Source organism: Tissierellales bacterium, assembly GCA_035301805.1.
GTDB lineage: Bacteria > Bacillota > Clostridia > Tissierellales > DATGTQ01 > DATGTQ01.
Map to the genome: position 1 here is coordinate 1 of DATGTQ010000073.1, position 18,812 is coordinate 18,812.

Below are 18,812 nucleotides of genomic sequence, written 5' to 3' on the forward strand. Positions count from 1 at the left end.
CATTTTTATAAGCTACCATAGAATCCATAGTGTTAACCATTTTATATAAAAAACCACCAGGAGCACCTAGAATTATAATATATATAATAGGTGCTATAACTCCATCGGCTGTATTTTCAGATATAGTTTCTACATCTGCCTTTATTATCTCTTCCTCATTTAAACTGCTTGTATCCCTTCCGACTATAAAAGAAAGTCTATATCTACCTTCTTCAATACCTTTGTTCAATCCATGATATACCTTCATCCCTTCCTTATGTAAACATCTTGCTGCTATACAGGTAAATATTAAATATACATTTAATATACTGTAAAACATTTTATAAGCTTTTAATATTGATAATAATTTATAAGGAATAAAAAATGAAATAAACATATTAATTGCAATCATTAAAAATCCTGCAAATTTTAGTCCAGTTTCACTTTTAAATATTTTCCTAAAAAACTTTTCTTCTAAGGATATTATTTTTCCCATAAGAACTACTGGATGAGGAAAACCTTCTGGATCCCCAATAAATAAATCTAATAACACTCCTAAAATTAAGCCCATAATATTATTCACCTACAAGTTTATTAAAGAATATAAGTATTCCATATCTAAATGCTCCCTTACTATTTGAGCCAATTTACCTAGTTCTTCTTCTCTTTCTTTTTCAGTTTGTTCTCTTATATTACATTTTTTTTCATAATCTATAAGACTATCTTCATCTACTAATTCTAATGGAACATAAGGAATTGTACCTATTACAGGAATGTTTAAAAGTTCTTCTATCATAGCTATTCCCGGGTCAAGTATAGATTTATCTCCTCTAAATTTATTTATTACGAGACCCTTTATTCTTTTTCTTTCCTCTTCTTCTAAAAGCATAACTGTCCCATATAAAGATGCAAATACGCCACCCCTATCTATATCACTAATTAATATAACATTAGCATCGGCCATTTCTGCCATTCCCATATTAACGATATCGTTTTCTTTTAAATTTATTTCTGCTGGGCTCCCTGCCCCTTCTATAACTACAATATCTACCTCCTTTTCAATCTTATCATAGGTATTTTTAATCATAGGCTTTAAACTAGTTTTGTATTTAAAATAATCTACTGCTTTCATAGTTTTCTCCAATTTGCCTTTAATAAAAACCTGACTTCCTTCATCACTCACAGGTTTTAAAAGAATAGGATTCATACTAGGATTAGGCAATATTCCTGAGGCTAAAGCTTGTAATGCCTGAGCTATGCTGATTTCTAATCCATCATTTGTTTTATATGACTTAGATGACATATTTTGCGATTTAAAAGGATATACTTTATAGCCATCTTCCTTAAATATTCTGCATAATGCAGTACATAACATACTTTTCCCAGCCGAAGAAGTAGTCCCTTGTACCATAATATTTCCCACTACATCACCTCCAAAAAATAAAAAGGAGAACTTCTCTCGAAGTTCTCCCATATCTATGACTAGCTAAAGTAAAATAGCCTTTCATAAAATTTTTCTTTCCCTCCGAAAGAATCTTTCCTAAGATTAGGCAGGTTTCCTGGCTTATAGTTTATCCTCCTTCCACCTTCCCAGCTTTCGCCAGTGGCTTTGGAATTCGTAACTATTTACAGTAGCGGGGGCTGCAGTAGCTTTACACTCCTTTCCCTTTTAACCTTAATTAGGCACCTAAGCTTAATATTTAATTTTATCTACATCTTATATAAGAATATCATATTTCTTGCCTAAAACATAATATCACCAATATTTTTAATAATCTCCTCTTTATTAAACATAGATAGGAGTTCCACTTTATTAACTAATTTCCTCCACAAATCTTCTTCTTTTTCTCTCTTTATATGATTTTCTTTTATTATATTTAAAAATTCATCATAGTTATATACTTTAAACTGCTCTACCTCATATTTTTCCCCTAGAAATTCTAAAAAACTAATTACAATATCTTCGTAATCACTCTCTTTACCTGTTCCTACAATACTACTTACTTTGGGTACAATATGTTCAAACAATAATCGTCTATAAGGAATACCCTCTATACCAAAGATGTTTCCTATTTGTAAAATTTTTTCTTCTCCTAAAGCTAAAAACTTATTTATAAAATATTCTTCATCATTTTTACCTTCAATATAATATTTATATCCTCTAAGCCCTTTTAAAGCTTTTAATCCATCATAATAACCTAATTTTAAATCTCTTCTAGCAATTTCCTTTTCAAATTCTAAAGTCTTACCTAAATCTTCATTTGGAGAAATAAAAGTTAAATTTAAATCATTATATTCACTCTTTCTGATTCTTCCCATTCCACTAGTTTTAACAGCTATAATATCTTTATAACCCTTTTTTGCTAACATATCAATCGGTAGATTATTATATACTCCACCATCTAGAAATACTTTTCCATCAAGCTTTTCTGTTTTAAATACTGGTAAATAAGAGCTAGCTAGTAAATATTCTTTAAGCATTCCTTTTGGTATATCCTCTATATAAATTTCTAAAGGTTCTAGATCTGTTAAAGAAACTGTAACCATACCAAAATCTTTATCTGAATTTCTTATCTTTTCTTCATCTATTACTTCCTTTAACAAGTCCTTTAGTGGAGTAATATCAAACCCTTTTTCACCAAATACAGTTTTTGCTTTTTTCTTCCACTTTTTCATATCCTCTACATTAAATTTTCTTTTTTTAAATTTTTCAATTTCCTCATCCTCTGCATCAATTACTGTTGAATAAGAAACATTATTCCATAGATCATAAGCTTTTTCAAAATCATTCTGAATTATCATGGCACCATTCAAAGCTCCAACAGAAGTGCCAGCTATCCCATTAATTTCTATATTCATTTCTTTTATGGCTTTATAAGCCCCTATGTGATATGCACCCTTTGCTCCTCCGCCTTCTAAAACTAAACCTTGCATATGTTCACCTCTATTCTTTCATTTTTATTTCATAACTTTATTCCTACTTATCTTAAGGAAGAATCTCTTTTAATATTCTTACAAAATTTTCGCCTAGTATCTTATTTATAGTCGTAGAACTATAGCCTCTTTTAACCATTTCTTCAGTTCTTTTAGGAACATAAGTACAATCATTTAAGCCATCTATTCCTTTAGATCCAAAATAAAAATTAAAATCAAAACCTAGCCCTACATGATCTTTACCGGCTATAGAAATCATATGCTCTAATTGCTCCATGAAAGCATAAAAACTTCCTACTTCTTTAACAGCATTAAACTAAGAATTTAAATAGGACATGATACGTAACAATACTTTCTTCTTTCTTACTCCTTTTCTTATACATGTCTAAGGGTATATTAGGACGACTGTCTACTATGATAGCATTATTATGCGATTCATTACAGTCCATGTAAACATCTCCCTTGCTTTAATCTTTATATGTTTATTATATAAAATATTTACATAAATAAATAGACTTCTGAATATTATTATTTTTGAACTTCAGCTTCAAGAGCTGAAGTACAGTTAGGGCATCTAGTAGCTTCTACTGGTATTTCTGAAAGACAAAATTCACATTTCTTAGTAATAGGTTCTCCTGGTTCTTCATCTCGTCTCAATCTGTTAATTTGTCTAACTACTAAAAATAAAGAAAAAGAAATAATTAAAAATTCAATAATAGTATTTATGAATATTCCATAGTTTAATGTTGCAGCTCCTGCATTTTTAGCTTCAGCTAAACTATTATAGGTTGTCCCATCTAAACTTATAAAAAAGTTAGAAAAATCCACTCTACCTAAAAGTCCACCTATTAAAGGCATTATTATATCATTAACTAAAGAAGTAACTATCTTTCCGAAAGCTCCACCAACAATAACACCAATAGCTAAATCTAGTACACTACCTTTCATTGCAAATTCTTTAAACTCTTTAAACATAATATGCACCTTCCTTATCATTAATTTCCCTTAAACCAATTATACTACTATAAAAATATAAGGCATCTGTAAAATCACAGATGCTTAATATTATTTAGTTACTATCAGTTTTTATTTCCTTTTTAAATATTCCTGTTAACATCAGTGCTATAGCTCCATCTCCTGTAATATTGCATGCTGTTCCAAAACTATCTTGCAAAGCAAATATAGTAAGCATTAAAGCTACTCCAGCATCATCAAATCCAAGTATACCAGTTATTAGTCCTAGAGATGCCATAACAGTTCCACCTGGCACCCCAGGTGCACCAATAGCAAATATACCTAATAAGAATATAAATATTATCATAGATGAAACTGGTGGCAATGTTCCATATAATATTTTTGATATAGTCATTACAAAAAATACTTCTGTTAATACTGACCCGCATAAATGAATTGTTGACCCAAGGGGTATAGAAAAATCTACAATTTCTTTATCTAATATTGGTGATTTTCTAGCTGATTCTAGAGCTACTGGTAATGTAGCTGCACTAGACATAGTTCCTATAGCTGTTAAATACGCTGGTCCATAATGCTTCGCCACTTCCCAAGGATTTTCCTTAGAAATTAATCCAGCAATACCATAGAGTACAGCTAACCAAATAAAATGACCTATTATTACTATTAGTATTACCTCAATAAATACTGGGAATTGTTTTGTAATACTTCCTTCGTAAGCTAATCCAGCAAAGGTTGTTGCTATAAAAATAGGAAGAATAGGTATTACAATTCTCTTTACCACGGCCATCATTATATTGTGAAATTCATCTAAAATATTATTTATTGCTTTAGACTTAGTCCATATTACTGTAAGTCCCAATATAATTGACAATACTAATGCAGACATTACAGGCATAATTGGTGGTATATCTAACTGAAATACCAACTCTGGTAATGTTCTTAATCCCTCTGGATTATCAACAATGTTAAGACCCGGTATAATTATATACCCTGCCAACATAGAAAACAATGCTGCTCCTACTGATGATAAATAAGCTATTAATAATGCTGCCGCTAACATTTTACTAGCATTATCCTGTAAACTAGTAATAGATGGTGTTATAAATCCAATAATTATTAATGGTACTGTAAAAAATATTATTTGTCCTATAATATGCTTAATACTAGAAATTATACCTATTATTGTTTCATTGACAATTAATCCTAAAATTATTCCTATTGCTACTGCTAAAACTAGCTTAAAAATTAAATTATCTTTTAACTTAGACATTTTTTTCCCCCTTCTACTTCTTATTTGTATAATATATTAATTAATTATATCAATTATAACTTGATCTACTTTAACAAAACCATTTCTAGATAGATTCCCTAAATTTTTAATTGTCTCTTCTATATTTGAGCCTACTATTCCTACTTTAGGTTCTACAATAATATTTTCTAAAGCTAAATAAGCAGATAATACTGCCTCCTCAGCAGATGTAGCCAGTTTCAGTGCACAAGTTGCTTTTGCTCCATCACAAATCATTCCTGTAAGATTACTGAGTATATTTTGGGCAGCCCCACTAATTTGTTCATCATTTCCATCCAACATCCAAGCTATAGCTGTACTTACTCCTACTCCTGCACCAATAGCGCAACCACACATAGCTGATAATTTTCCTGTATATATTTTCACGTATTTATTTATTACATGCCCAAAAAATATTGCTCTTAATAATCTTTCTTCACTAATATTATGTTCTTCTGCTACTATGGATATAGGTAATATAACTCCTATACCTTGATTACCACTACCAGCGCTAGTCATAATAGGACAGCTTCCTCCACCCATTCTATAATCCGCACCTGCAGCAGTATATATTCTAGCTTTAGTTGGAGCATCATTAGGAATTTTTCCCTTCTCTTTAAGTTTTATTAAAGCCCCCCCTAAACCTAATCCCTTACTTGATTCTATTCCTCTTAAAGCAGCTTCCTTGTTTATGGTAATTCCATCTTTAATAAAAATTAAGTCGTCAATATCTATTTCTTCACATATCTCTCTTATTTCTTTAAATGTAAGACCTTTTAAAAATTCTACAGAATTACTATTAGTAGCTGCATCTTTATCTTTGAAAATACTTTTTTCATTTACCTTTATAGATGATATATTGCTATGTCCATTAATGATTACTACTTCTACTATATCTACTTTATCTTCCAAGACAGCTTTTACGTATATATCAGGGCTCGGGTTTTTTATTTCCACTTTTATTTTCCCTTCTTTTAGTATTTTATGTGCTTCTTCTATATGATTTTTATTTATATTTTTTAGCACCATTAGGCCTTCTTCAGATTTTCCGCCTATAATACCTAAAGCTGCCGCCAAATCTAAGCCCCACTCTTTTGTATTGGGAATTGTAACTGATTTCCCATTTTTATATATATTTTTACTTACATATATCCTTACTTTTTCAACTGTTCCTTCTAAGTACTTCTTTGCTACAGATGTAGCATAAGCCACTGCCACAGGCTCAGTACACCCTAATGCAGGAACAGTATCCTCTTTTACCATATTAAGCAATTGTTCGGTTTTAATCTTGTCCACCATTTTATAATCCATCTCCTTTTTTTATCCTTACCTTTATATATTGCAAAAAACATGCCATCTTTATAAAGATAAGTTTAGCAGATGGAATCTAGTTAATATCTTATAATAGTACAATTTCTATATTCTATTAAAATTTGCAATAATGCAAAAAATTTTCTCCTATTTTAAACTTCTACTTATAAAAAAGAATATTAAAGGGATTACTGGCTTTCTCAGTAATAAGAATTATTTTGCATTATTGCAAATTATATTTTCCCAGTTTTCTGTATAAAGTAGATAAGTTTATGTCCAACAAAGAAGCAATTAATTCCTTATCTTTTGTAGTTTTACCATATTTCTTTAAATAGGACTCTAATACTTTTTTTTCGTAATTATCTACTATATTCTTTAAAGATTGATTTTGGTTTAAGGTTAATTTTTTATTTGTAAAATACTTTTTAACATTTATAGGCAAATCATCATAGGTTATTTCTTCCCCCTTTACAATATTTACTAAGTACTCCACTATATTTTCAAGTTCCCTTACATTGCCAGGCCAATTATATTCCTTAAAAACATTTTCTACTTCTCTTGAAAAATATTTCCTATTCCTACCTAATTTTATACAATATCTTTCAAGTTCATATTGACTAAGAACAGCAATATCATCTTTTCTTTCCCTAAGTGGTGGTATGTGAATAGGTATAACATTTAATCTATAATATAAATCCTCTCTAAATTCCCCATCATCTACCATTTGTTCTAAAACCTTATTTGTGGCGACTATAAGTCTAAAGTCCACCTTTATCAGTTCCTTGCCCCCTATTCGCCTAAACCCTTGATCCTGCAACACCCTTAAAAGTTTAGGTTGTAAATGTAGGGGCATATCTCCAATCTCATCTAAAAACAAGGTTCCCTTTTGGGCTAATTCTAATTTTCCCATCTGCCCTTCTTTTTTAGCCCCTGTAAACGAACCACCCTCATAGCCAAAAAGTTCTGATTCCAATAAATTATCAGGAATTGTAGCACAGTTTATAGCAATGAAAGGGGAGCTTCTCCTATTACTTGCATTGTGAATTGATCTTGCAAATAGCTCTTTCCCGGTACCACTTTCACCTTGTATTAAAACTGTAGAGTCACTTTTTGCAACTTTATAAGACATATCTTTTACAGCTAAAATTTCTTTACTCTTCCCAATAATATTATCGAAGGATATGTTTTTCTCTCCTTCAATTATTGTATAAGCTGTCTTAACCATATCACTAGTTTTGTAAACTTCAATTATATTACTTACTTTTTTATTATTTATTATAATTGGTATTTCTCTAATTAAAAAACTTTTCCGCTTCTTATTAACTGTTATCTTTTTTTCAATAGGGGAACTGTTTTTATGGCTTAAATCTATATTAGGAATAATGTCATGTATACTATTATTTATTAAGTTTGTAGAATTCATTTGAAAATATTCTTCTATTTTTGAATTAACAAATTTTATTTTCCCTTTATTATCTATCCCTATTACTCCATTGTCTAATCCATCTATTATTTTTTTTCTTTCTTCTCCTTGAATAGTTAGCTCTGTTATGGTTTTATTATATTTTAAATTGCCAACTAGCAAATCTCCCAACTTACTTAAAAATACAATTAAAGAGTCATAGTTGCTATGAATTTTCTCTTTCTGTTCCCGATTAAATGCAATTAAACCAATTACCCCTAGTAATTTTCCATTACTAAGCATAGGATACCCTATGGTAGCCATTTCTGCACAATTCCCTTTCAAACTGCAACTACTACATTTTTGACTATAATTAGGATTGTCAATAAATTCTGGTTCTTTAGTTCTCGCTACTCCCTCAAAAGAACAGTTTCTAGGAATTTTTTCTCCAATAGATTCTCTATATATTCCTGTAGCAGCAATTCGTCTTAAATCATGATCGATTATAGTTACATCTACATTTAATACTGTTGATATAGCTTCTGCAACCTCTTGAACAGAAGATTGTATTTTTAATAAACCCAAGTTTTTTTCTCTCCTTTAAGTAAAAACTTCTCATTATAGATATTATAACTTATCTACCATTGTATTTCTATTTATTTTAGATAAAATATAATATAGCTTATAATAAGATTAGGAGACGATAAAATGGAAAGACGAGATAAAGTAAATTATTATTTAGATATTGCACAAGTCGTGCTGAAACGGGGTACATGCCTTAGAAGAAACTTTGGAGCTATTATTGTAAAAAATGATGAAATTATTTCTACTGGTTATACTGGGGCCCCTAGAGGTAGAAAAAACTGTAGTGATTTAAAATTTTGCAGAAGAGAACAGTTAAATGTTCCTAGAGGAACTCACTATGAACTTTGTCGTTCAGTTCATGCAGAAGCTAATTGTATCATATCTGCAGCTAGAAAGGATATGATAGGATCCACTCTCTACCTTGTGGGCGTAGATCAAAAAACAGGTAAATTTGTTGAAAATGCTAATTCTTGCTCTATGTGTAAAAGACTTATAATAAACGCTGGAATTGAAAAAGTTATAATAAGAGATACATTAAATGATTATAGAGTTATCAATGTCCAAGACTGGGTTGAAAATGATGACTCCCTTTCAGAAGAATTAGGGTACTAGTTTAAATCCTTATAACTGCCTAAACATAGAGTTTAGGCAGTTCTTTATCATTTTTAGAGATTTGCTAATAATTTTTCCAACTTTTCTTCTTTTACAGGATAACCTATTTCTCTTGTTATATCCATCATAGCTTCTATGTTTTCTAAAGGTGTTTCTACAGGTAAACTGCAACCTGACATAATCACATATCCCTTCTGTGAATTATAAGCTTCCTTAACTCCTTTAATAACTCCTCTTTTTACATCATCTACTATACCTAAGTACATAATAGATGCTGGATCTACATTTCCCATTACCTTTACTTTATCCCCAATAGTATTTTTACAATCTTCCAAACTTGCCACATTATCAATACTAAGACCTGTTATACCAGTGCTTACTACATCTTCCCATATAGCATCTGTCTTACCGCAAATATGCAAAGTTACTCCCTTTTCTTGAGAAGTTATATATTCAACTAACTTCCTAAGATAAGGTAAAGAAAACTCTCTAAAATGTTTTGGACTGACTACTGTACACGACGACATAGGTTCAGAAATCGTTGGTGTTAAGCCACAATCTATAATTGCCTGTGTATAATTAATTGATGTTTGAAGGGAAATTTCACATAGTTTATGAACAATTTCTGGTTCTTTAAACATAAGTCTCGTCATCTTTTCTACACCAACTAGAAAAAATGCATTTGTAAAAGGTCCAACTATTCCACCAGAACAAGGAACTTCTTGTCCCACTTCATCTATTAAGTAGTTCATAGCTTCAATATGAACTGGTAATCTCCCATCCTTATATGGATCTGCCGGTTCCAATTTATTTACGTCTTCTAAGTTCTCTATTGCAGGCCCAACAATATCTGCTGTATAATCTTCTGGTAATTTTACTTTAGCACCCATAGCTTCTGCCCAAGTAAATAAATCTGTAAAAACTCTTACTCCATCATAACCAAATTTTCTATAAGCAGCTATTTGTGCTTTGGCTAAAGTCTTGCCATCTGTATTAAATTCAGAAATTTTGCATCCATAAATTCTGGCAACGCCGTTAGCCACATTAGGATTACAAGGTAATCTATCTACCCTTAGACCTTTACTTAATGCTTTTGCTCTTTCTATTGGAGTCATACTATCTTTTAGCATTTTTATTCCCCCCTTTTTTATATTAATTCTACAGACCAAAGAGTAGAATTTTTCAACTTTAAATACGTTCTTTTTATGCAGTTATGACCTATAATATTAACATCCTTTCTATTTTGTAATACATAGTCAATAGCCTCACCATAGGTTATATCTTTTTCAAATTTTACAGGATGAGCTTTAACTAAATCCATTTTTTGAAAAGCCGTAGAAAGTTGTCCACAAAGGCTTATTATACTGCCATCTAAATTATTCTCTATTTTCTTTAAAATATTAAGAGCAGCTTTTCCACTAACCTCTTTAAATACTTTAGGCCCTACAATATTTAAAGCTCCTACTGGATCTCCATAGGATATTATGTCAGCTCCTCTTGTTATACCTTCATTTATGTACTTAATAGTATTTTCTTCAATAACCTTTAAAAACTCATCTACTACATCTTTATTTTTCCTTAGGCCCCTGTAAAAAATTCTTGAATCTATTAATGAAGTTATTATTGTAATAGGTCCTTCTACATTCAATATAACTTTTTCACCATCTTTTTTCAAAATTTCTATTGCTTTCAATACCTCATTTATTCGTCCTTTAGTTAATTCCATATCTTTTATATTCAACATTTCTTCTATAGAATTAAATGCATATTTATCTACCCTAGGACCTGTTTTAGAGTCTCCTAGTTTAATCTTTCCTCCTAAGGCTTCTGCCTCTACAGTATTACAAAAAGGAACTCTACATAAAATATCTTCTTTATATTTTTTTAGTTCTTTAGATAAAGAGGCTATATATTCTGCTTCTGTATGAACTTCTGGAAAATCAATCCCTATTTCTTTCACAACTTCTTCAGGTATTTCTTCTAAATTATCTGAAGCACATTTAAAGTCTACATTTTCCATAATATTTAACCACTCCTATTCAAAACTTAAACATTTAGTAAATAATTTTTCATAACCTTCTTTTGTAGATAGTTCAAAATAGTCTATATCCTTTGCCATATTTTCCATTTCTTTTCTTGCATCTCTTGATAGTAAACACATCATAACACCAGTTTTAGAGGAGTTACCTATATATTTTACCTTATCTTTTAAACTTTCTGGTATAATCCCAACCCCAGTTAGACTGCTTATTTTTAAATGCTTTCCAAACTGTCCCGCTATGACTACGCTATCTAACTCTTCTATGTTTATTCCCATAAATTCTGTAAGAGCGTAAATCCCAGAAGAAATAGCACCTTTAGCTAATTGAATTTGTCGTATATCTCCTTGGGATATGGTTATTATTTCATCTTCACTTTTATGTATTATAACTTTTCTTTTTCTATCCTCTTCAATTAAATTTTGAGCTAATACAGGTCGCCCTTCTTTTTCTAAATCTTCCTTCTTTTTTAACCTTCCTGATTTCTTTATTAGTCCTTTCTTATTTAATTCAGCCATTATCTCTAATATTCCACTACCACATATACCTAAAGGTTCTGTATCTCCTATTATTTCAAGAGAAACTCCATTTTCATTAAATTGAACACCTTCTATTGCCCCTTCTGCTGCTCTCATACCACAAGATATATTTGCACCCTCTAAGGCTGGCCCAGCTGCACAGGAGCAAGAAGCTAACTTTCCACCTTCAGATAATATCATTTCTCCATTTGTTCCAATATCTATAAAAAATACATTGTCTTTAGTATTTTTTAAATCTGCTACAACAGCACCTGCTACAATATCTGCCCCTATATAGCTTGATACTCCCGGTAAACAATAAAGTCTTCCAAAAGGTGATATCTTCAATCCTATACATTCAGCTAATAGTTTTTTCTCCTTAGAAAAAATTGTTGCATAAGGTGATCTTCCTATTGTTTTAGTATCTACACCTAGTAATATATGCATCATTGTTGCATTGGCCCCTACAGCTATTTCATAAATATTTTCTATATCTACATTATTTTTACTACATAAGATTTCTAATAAAGAATTCAAACAATCTACTATGGCTTTTTGCAATAAATAAAGACCTTTCTCTTTTCTTTTTATAAAATCTATACGAGACAATACATCAAGTCCATATTCCTTTTGAGGGTTTACAGAACTTTCGGAACCAACTTCCTTCCCACTATTTAGATCTATAAGAGAGGCAACTACTGTAGTAGTCCCAATATCTACTGCAACACTATATAATTTATCTTTTGTATCCCCAGGTTCTATACCTATGACTTTATCTTCACAATAAATTAAAGTTATCTTCTCTTCATCACAAGCATTAGATAGTGCTTTTAAAAGTAATGGATTTTCATAGCTTAGTTTGCTTCCTATAGTTTCTTCTATTAATTCTTCATAAGAAATACTATTTTCTAAAGTAGGCTTTTCTAGATCAATGATTTCTTTCCTTATTACAGGATCTAATTCAACATATGGAATTAAACCATCAGACAAAATTTTATGGTTTATTTCTTTTTTATCTAAAAACTTTACAAATAAATTGCTTTCTGGATAGACAAAACAACTAAGTCTTATACCCTTTTCTACTTCTTCCTTAGAAAGAAATTTTAATTCTTCTTCTTTAGGTCCATTTATCTTTCCTTCTAATATTTGAATTTTACATTTCCCACAATATCCTTTTCCACTACAGGGACTTTCTATGGGGACTTCACTATCCTGCAATATATCTAAGAGCTTTTCTCCTTCTTCATACTGAATCTCAATATCTTTTCCATGTATTTTTACTGTATTCATAAAGTACTCACTCCATTTATAATTTCAATCATTTATAGCCCTAAAGTGCAGCTTTTGAATTTGCTTCTCTGGCCGTTTCTACTAAAAGTTTTATATTTTCTAATTTAGTTTTTGCTCCAATTCCACAGGCTGGTGATAATATATCTACTCCATTTCTTATACAACCATTAGCTAGCTTTTTTATATTATCTAAATTACCCCTCTCAATGGCTAAAGTACTAACATTGCCCATAACTGCTTTATTTTCACCTACATTGTTCGCTACTTCCCGTACACTAGTAATAGAATCAAAGCTTATTACTTCACTTTCAAGTAAATTGAGTTCTCCATATATACTTCTCAATTTCCCACATATATGAATAATAATTCCACCTGGCACTTCCTCCTTAACTTCTTCCACTATTTTATTTAAATAAGGAATTGTAAATTCTAAAAATAACTGTGGTCCTAATATTTCTCCTGTGCCACTGGGATCTGAAATAGCTATTATATCCGCTCCTGCCTTTATCTGAGCCTTAGCAAAAATAATAAGGTTTTTTGTAACAAATTCCATAAACTCATGGGCCTCTTTAGGTTTTCTTCTTAACTCTTTATAATATGTTGTCGGCTCCATTAAGGATGAAGCAGTACTTACTGGCCCTACTAAATTAGCTATAATAGGAACTTCTAATTTTTTATCCTCAAGTATTTTAATAGCATCTAAAACTACCTTTGTTCTTCCTTCATTTGTATCTATAGATTTAAGATTTTTCCACTCTACAACGGAACCTATTGGATACTCAGTTACTCTCGGTTCATTTACTTTTGTTCCTAATCCTACTGTTGCTCCCATAGATTCAGCTTCTACAGTCATACAGAATGGTACCCCAAAGTTTTCAAATCCCCCATTTTCATAAACTCCCATAGTCAGTTTTGCCATCATTTCTGAATCACTATGAGCTTCTGGCCATTTCACTCCCGTAATATCCATTACATCTTCGACTATCATATTCATCATTCCTCCGGGGCAGATACATGGAGGACGATCTATTTTTTCTTTATTTATAGCTCTAAATAGCCTTTCCTTTGGAGATAACGGTTCATCCATCATTAAATATCCCTCCAAACCTTATTTATATCTATTAAAACCCATTAATTCTTCTAGTTTTTCATCTATTATTGGCCATCCAATCTCCTAGGTGTCATTTTATCTTTTAACAGCCTCATATTTTTTTCCCCTTACTAATTTCTTAGCTAATCTAGCAGCCCTAGATGCCTCTGGTGAATAGCCATCCGCACCTATTTGATCAGCAAAGCTTTGGGAAACAGGACCTCCTCCAACCATTACTATTACATCTTCTCTTATTCCCTCTTCTTCTAATAGAGATATAACATCCTTCATATTATCCATTGTTGTAGTCATTAAAGTTGCTAATCCTATTAAATCAGCATTTATTTCTCTTGCCTTCTTTATAAACTCAACGGGAGGGACATCTCTTCCTAAATCATAAACTTCAAATCCTGTTGTTTCTAACATAATTTTAAATAAATTCTTTCCAATATCATGAGTATCTCCTTCTACTACCCCAACTACCGCTTTATACCTCTCTTCTGTTTCTTCTCGTTTTATATGAGGCTTTAAAACATCCATTCCAGCATACATTGCATCTGAACACATTAAAAGTTCTGGAATATAATACTCCTCCTCCTCATAAAGCCTTCCTGCTTCACCCATTCCTATGGCTAGCCCATTTGCTATTCCTTCATAGGCATCAAACTTCTTTTCTATAAAAGTATTAGATACTTCTGCTGCTTTATCTTCGTCCATATCTATTACAGATTCTGATAATTCCTTTAAAAGATTTTCTTTTAAATCCTTCATTTTCTAACCTCCCAAATTATTGTATAAAAATTCATATCCAATTAAACCTTATATTTATGTTAAAAGTTTTTCAACCATTATTAAAAATTTTGATAGCATAGTGTCAGACTATTGATTTTTTTACAAAAAAAAACGTTGGTACAAACTGCACCAACGCTTTTACATAAGCCCTATAGCCTCTTTTGCCTGTCTATCCGCCTCATCATTATACTTATTGCCACTATGAGCTTCAACTTTTATAAAAATTAAGTTTAACTTTTCCTTTATAACATCACAATACTCTTTATACTTTCCTGTATCTATTTTATTTCTTTTCCATTCTCCAGTACACCATTTTTCTATACCAGCATAATCATAATATATGTATAGAGTCTCCATCCCTTTTTCCAAAGCTTTTTCCATTGCTACCATAGATGCCTTTATTTCTCCCGCTACATTTCTCATTTCTGCCATTCCTTCTTCATTTCCTTTGCCTTGAAAAATTTCTTTTCTACCCTTTGTAAATATTACTCCACCATATCCATAGTATCCACTTTTTTGATCAAAACTTCCATCTACATAGGCTACCATTTCTTTGGGCTTTAACTTTTCTATATGATTATCTTTTATACCTTCCTTACCTCCATTAATATAGTTTTCTGCTTCTTCTCTAGTTGAAAAGCTTTTATACTCAGCACTTGAATAGCCTTTAACTTGGGCCTCACATTCTGCCCAACTATCGAATATACCAGTTTTAACTCCTTTTCTTACTGCATAATATTTTTTCTTCATAATATACTCCTATCCATCTTTTTACTTGTTATTTTAGATTGTATCTATAAAATGGATTTTAGTCAATAAAAAGGTGGCTTTCACCACCTTTTACTGGATACCCATCCTTTCCTTCATATACCTTTTCCTTTTCTATACTTATTACACCTACATTAAAGCCTACTTCTTTTAATCTATAATACAAAAACATTCTTATGTTTTTTATATACCCTAAATGGGCATATAATAACTATAAGCAATAGGAGGGATTTTTGATGAAAACTTTAGTAACTTATAAATATACAGACGAACAAATGAAAAGCCTAGAAGACTTAGGGTATAAAATAATCTTTAAAAATGAAAAAGATATTCGTTTCTCTGATGAAATGAAAGATGTTGATACATTAGTATGTTTCAATCCTTTTGATACCCTTGATATAAGTAAATTCCCAAACTTAAAATGGATTCAACTTTTAAGTGCTGGTATAAATCAAGTTCCAAAAGATATAGTATTGGATAAAAATATTCTTCTTACTAATAATCGTGGTGGATATAGTATTCCTATAGGCGAATGGATTGTTTTAAAAATTCTTGAAATGCTTAAAGATAGTAGAGGTTTTTATGATAAGCAAAATAGAAAGGAATGGAAAATGGATACCTCCATATTAGAACTATATGGGAAAACTGTAGCCTTTATGGGTACAGGATCAATAGCTAGTGAAGGGGCTAAAAGATTGGAACCTTTTGGTGTTGAAAATATTGGAATAAATACAGATGGTAGGGAAGTTAAGTATTTTCACAAAACCTTTAGCAATGACTATATGAATGAAGCTATAGGTCAATCTGACATAATAGTAATTACTACCCCTTATACAAAAGAAACTCACCATTTAGTAGATGAAGAACTATTTAGCAATATAAAAGATGGCACTTATTTAGTAAATATTGCCCGTGGAAGTATTATAGATGAGAAAGCCCTTATTAAAAACTTAGAAACTGGAAAAATAAAAAAGGCTGCCTTAGATGTTTTCGAGGTCGAACCTTTACCGGAAGATAATCCTTTATGGGAAATGGATAATGTTATTATATCTCCTCATAATTCTTGGGCATCAGAAATGAATCGTAATAGAAGATATAAAATAGCCTATGAAAATATGAAGAGGTATATAAATAATGAAGAATTAATTAATGTTATTAATTTGAAAAAAGGATATTAATATAAAAATAGACTGGATAAGTGTCCAGTCTATTTTTATATTAATTAAATTATTTTGTCTAATAGTTTAATTTTCTTCTTGAAACTTCTTACATCTTTCTCATCATAATTTCCTTTTGTCCTCTGGAATACAAATAAAAATTGGTGGAGACAAGGGGATTCGAACCCCTGACCTTCTGGCTGCCAGCCAGACATTCTCCCGCTGAACTATGTCCCCATCACCTTTAATATACTATTATTAGCCCTTTTAGTCAATAGCTATTTTAGTTTTCTTTCTTTTTCTACGTTTCACTATTGTCTTAATAATAAATATGATAGTTATAATAAGCACTATAATTATTGTATATATTCCTAATGCTATGGCATTAGGGTTTTTCAATATAGCAAATATATTTTTATTATTATCTACAATTTTCCTGCCTTGAGTTTCTTTATAATATTGTGGGACCTGTGGTGTTCCATCTATTTCATCAAAAGATTTTAAATACCCTGCTATTGCTAACCATTCTTTTACTTCATTATTTCGACCACTAGTAGAATCATAGATAATTTGAGCTTCATAATCTTCTATAGGAGTACCATCTTTGGTTTTCGGTTCAATGGATAATAATCCAACAGATTTATCACCAACAACGGATAGCATTTGAGCCGAATATAAACCTGGTGTTAATTTATTTTAGTTTATCTTACCCAATACTATTTGCAAATAAATGGATGAATAACATAGATGAAATAAATAATGATACCCATGTACAGCCACCTAATATCATTGGCTTAACACCTTCAGTGAATAAATCTTTAAATTGAATTTTAAATCCAACTCCTGCTAAAGCTGCAGTTATTAAAAATTTATATGATTTGCTGAAAAATTTATCTGCTCCCGGTATAATACTGAAAACATTAAAAGTATTTAATATTGCCATAATTAAGAATGTTAATATGAACCAAGGAAATACATCTAGAACTGTTCTACCTATAGACTTTTCTTCCACTCCATTTACATTTTCCTTTGATTTTTTTCTAACTTTAATCGTTGTAATAATTAATGCTAATGGAATAAGCATTGTAGTTCTAGCTAATTTTACTGTTATAGCAGTATTAAAATCTGCCCCATGTAATAGATTGTATGTAGCTTCTGCTGCAGCAACACTTGAAGTATCGTTTATAGCTGTACCAGCTAAAATGCCAAATTGATTGGCTGTTAAATTTATTGCTCCTGCTAAATATGGATATAAAATTGCACCTAATACATCAAATAAGAATATGGCTGTCATAGCATATGCAATTTCTTTCTCTTTAGCTTCTATTATAGATGAAATTGTGGCTATAGCTGTACCACCGCATATAGAAGTACCTCCACCTACTAAGGTTGATGTATTATTGGTAACCTCTAATTTCTTACCTATTAGTCTAGCTACTGCAAAAGAAAGACAGATATTAAATATAATTAATGGCAATGCTTTAGCACCATAACCTATAACTTCATTAAAGTTTAGCGTAGCCCCTGCTAATATAATACCTAAGTTTAAAAATTTCTTACCTACAAAAGATGTACCTGCTCTAAACTCGTCATCCCATCTTGGAATAACATTAACTATTAACATACCTATTAATAATCCTATCATTGGACCACCTATAACATTTTGTAACCCTGCTAAATAAGTAGCTAAAATTGCTATTAGTACACAAACTATTATTGCTTGTAGACGTTTATTACCCATATGTGTTGCTTCTTTATTACTCATATACGATACTCCTTTCCTGAGTTTAATAATGTTAAATTATATACAATCAATTCCTAAAAATATACTACTGGAGGAGTTAAATCCTCCAATAGTATTAATCCAATCCTAGCAAGTTGCTCCACCTTTAAGGTGTAATTGAGCTTCTAATATTTCGTCTTTTCTTTCTAATACTTCATCATTATATAATTGCTTTTCAAATTCTTCAAAGCCCATTCTATCTAAAGTCTCTGCTAAACGTTCTCCTGTATGTCCTTGCTCCCTGTATATCAACATAGCCTTAGTAATTATATCCATTACTTCTTCTTTA

At 30.8% G+C, this 18,812-nt stretch carries 20 protein-coding genes, 1 tRNA gene and 1 riboswitch; of the genes, 2 read left to right on the plus strand and 19 right to left on the minus strand.

What is annotated here, in order from left to right:
* From VK071_03020 to VK071_03055, 8 genes are all read right to left on the minus strand, one after another.
* Nucleotides 1-550: CobD/CbiB family cobalamin biosynthesis protein (locus VK071_03020; GenBank protein ID HLR34283.1), on the minus strand; the 550-nt coding region annotated here is incomplete at its 3' end.
* Nucleotides 551-562: 12 nt separating this feature from the next.
* Nucleotides 563-1,402 carry a cobyric acid synthase gene (locus VK071_03025; GenBank protein HLR34284.1) on the minus strand — a complete coding sequence of 280 codons (840 nt, stop codon included), beginning with the start codon at nt 1,400-1,402 and terminating at the stop codon, nt 563-565.
* Between the two features lie 108 nt (nt 1,403-1,510).
* A riboswitch (cobalamin riboswitch) is annotated at nt 1,511-1,685 on the minus strand.
* Between the two features lie 37 nt (nt 1,686-1,722).
* Nucleotides 1,723-2,913 carry a patatin-like phospholipase family protein gene (locus VK071_03030; GenBank protein ID HLR34285.1) on the minus strand — a complete coding sequence of 397 codons (1,191 nt, stop codon included), beginning with the start codon at nt 2,911-2,913 and terminating at the stop codon, nt 1,723-1,725.
* Between the two features lie 52 nt (nt 2,914-2,965).
* A complete protein-coding gene (locus VK071_03035) occupies nt 2,966-3,190 on the minus strand; it encodes a membrane dipeptidase (GenBank protein HLR34286.1) in 225 nt (74 codons plus the stop codon).
* A gap of 251 nt (nt 3,191-3,441) precedes the next feature.
* Complete coding sequence (gene mscL / locus VK071_03040) at nt 3,442-3,888, minus strand: large conductance mechanosensitive channel protein MscL (protein HLR34287.1); 447 nt, start codon at nt 3,886-3,888, stop codon at nt 3,442-3,444.
* A gap of 94 nt (nt 3,889-3,982) precedes the next feature.
* Nucleotides 3,983-5,158 carry a dicarboxylate/amino acid:cation symporter gene (locus tag VK071_03045; protein ID HLR34288.1) on the minus strand — a complete coding sequence of 392 codons (1,176 nt, stop codon included), beginning with the start codon at nt 5,156-5,158 and terminating at the stop codon, nt 3,983-3,985.
* A gap of 36 nt (nt 5,159-5,194) precedes the next feature.
* Entirely contained in the window at nt 5,195-6,475 is a 1,281-nt protein-coding gene (locus VK071_03050) for an L-serine ammonia-lyase, iron-sulfur-dependent, subunit alpha (protein HLR34289.1), read from the minus strand.
* 235 nt (nt 6,476-6,710) lie between these two features.
* Entirely contained in the window at nt 6,711-8,474 is a 1,764-nt protein-coding gene (locus VK071_03055) for a sigma 54-interacting transcriptional regulator (protein ID HLR34290.1), read from the minus strand.
* A gap of 123 nt (nt 8,475-8,597) precedes the next feature.
* Between VK071_03055 and VK071_03060 the strand changes: the two genes are divergently transcribed.
* Nucleotides 8,598-9,086, plus strand: coding sequence for a deaminase (locus tag VK071_03060; protein HLR34291.1), 489 nt, complete (start codon nt 8,598-8,600; stop codon nt 9,084-9,086).
* A gap of 53 nt (nt 9,087-9,139) precedes the next feature.
* Here the strand turns inward: VK071_03060 and VK071_03065 are convergent, their stop codons facing one another.
* The 7 genes from VK071_03065 to VK071_03095 form a co-directional block, all read right to left on the minus strand.
* Nucleotides 9,140-10,216, minus strand: coding sequence for a uroporphyrinogen decarboxylase family protein (locus VK071_03065; protein ID HLR34292.1), 1,077 nt, complete (start codon nt 10,214-10,216; stop codon nt 9,140-9,142).
* 17 nt (nt 10,217-10,233) lie between these two features.
* Complete coding sequence (locus VK071_03070) at nt 10,234-11,106, minus strand: uroporphyrinogen decarboxylase family protein (GenBank protein HLR34293.1); 873 nt, start codon at nt 11,104-11,106, stop codon at nt 10,234-10,236.
* A gap of 15 nt (nt 11,107-11,121) precedes the next feature.
* The gene (locus VK071_03075) at nt 11,122-12,933 is read right to left on the minus strand and encodes an ASKHA domain-containing protein (GenBank protein HLR34294.1); all 1,812 of its coding nucleotides are present in this window, start codon (nt 12,931-12,933) and stop codon (nt 11,122-11,124) included.
* Between the two features lie 40 nt (nt 12,934-12,973).
* On the minus strand, nt 12,974-14,023 hold the full coding sequence (locus tag VK071_03080; protein ID HLR34295.1) for an MtaA/CmuA family methyltransferase: 1,050 nt from the start codon (nt 14,021-14,023) through the stop codon (nt 12,974-12,976).
* A gap of 96 nt (nt 14,024-14,119) precedes the next feature.
* Nucleotides 14,120-14,794: a corrinoid protein gene (locus VK071_03085; protein ID HLR34296.1), complete on the minus strand. Its 675-nt coding sequence runs from the start codon at nt 14,792-14,794 to the stop codon at nt 14,120-14,122.
* Between the two features lie 159 nt (nt 14,795-14,953).
* Entirely contained in the window at nt 14,954-15,565 is a 612-nt protein-coding gene (locus VK071_03090; GenBank protein HLR34297.1) for a ribonuclease H family protein, read from the minus strand.
* A gap of 58 nt (nt 15,566-15,623) precedes the next feature.
* Entirely contained in the window at nt 15,624-15,755 is a 132-nt protein-coding gene (locus VK071_03095; GenBank protein ID HLR34298.1) for a hypothetical protein, read from the minus strand.
* A gap of 64 nt (nt 15,756-15,819) precedes the next feature.
* On the opposite strand from VK071_03095, the gene VK071_03100 reads away from it, so the two are divergent.
* Nucleotides 15,820-16,761, plus strand: a complete 942-nt coding sequence (locus tag VK071_03100; protein HLR34299.1) for a phosphoglycerate dehydrogenase — start codon at nt 15,820-15,822, stop codon at nt 16,759-16,761.
* A gap of 141 nt (nt 16,762-16,902) precedes the next feature.
* On the opposite strand, the gene VK071_03105 is transcribed toward VK071_03100, so the two are convergent.
* The 4 genes from VK071_03105 to VK071_03120 all read right to left on the minus strand — a co-directional run.
* A tRNA-Ala gene (locus VK071_03105) sits at nt 16,903-16,977 on the minus strand.
* A 30-nt stretch (nt 16,978-17,007) separates the two neighbouring features.
* Complete coding sequence (locus tag VK071_03110) at nt 17,008-17,403, minus strand: hypothetical protein (GenBank protein ID HLR34300.1); 396 nt, start codon at nt 17,401-17,403, stop codon at nt 17,008-17,010.
* A gap of 43 nt (nt 17,404-17,446) precedes the next feature.
* The gene (locus VK071_03115; protein HLR34301.1) at nt 17,447-18,505 is read right to left on the minus strand and encodes a putative sulfate exporter family transporter; all 1,059 of its coding nucleotides are present in this window, start codon (nt 18,503-18,505) and stop codon (nt 17,447-17,449) included.
* Between the two features lie 105 nt (nt 18,506-18,610).
* Nucleotides 18,611-18,812: hypothetical protein (locus VK071_03120; protein HLR34302.1), on the minus strand; the 202-nt coding region annotated here is incomplete at its 5' end.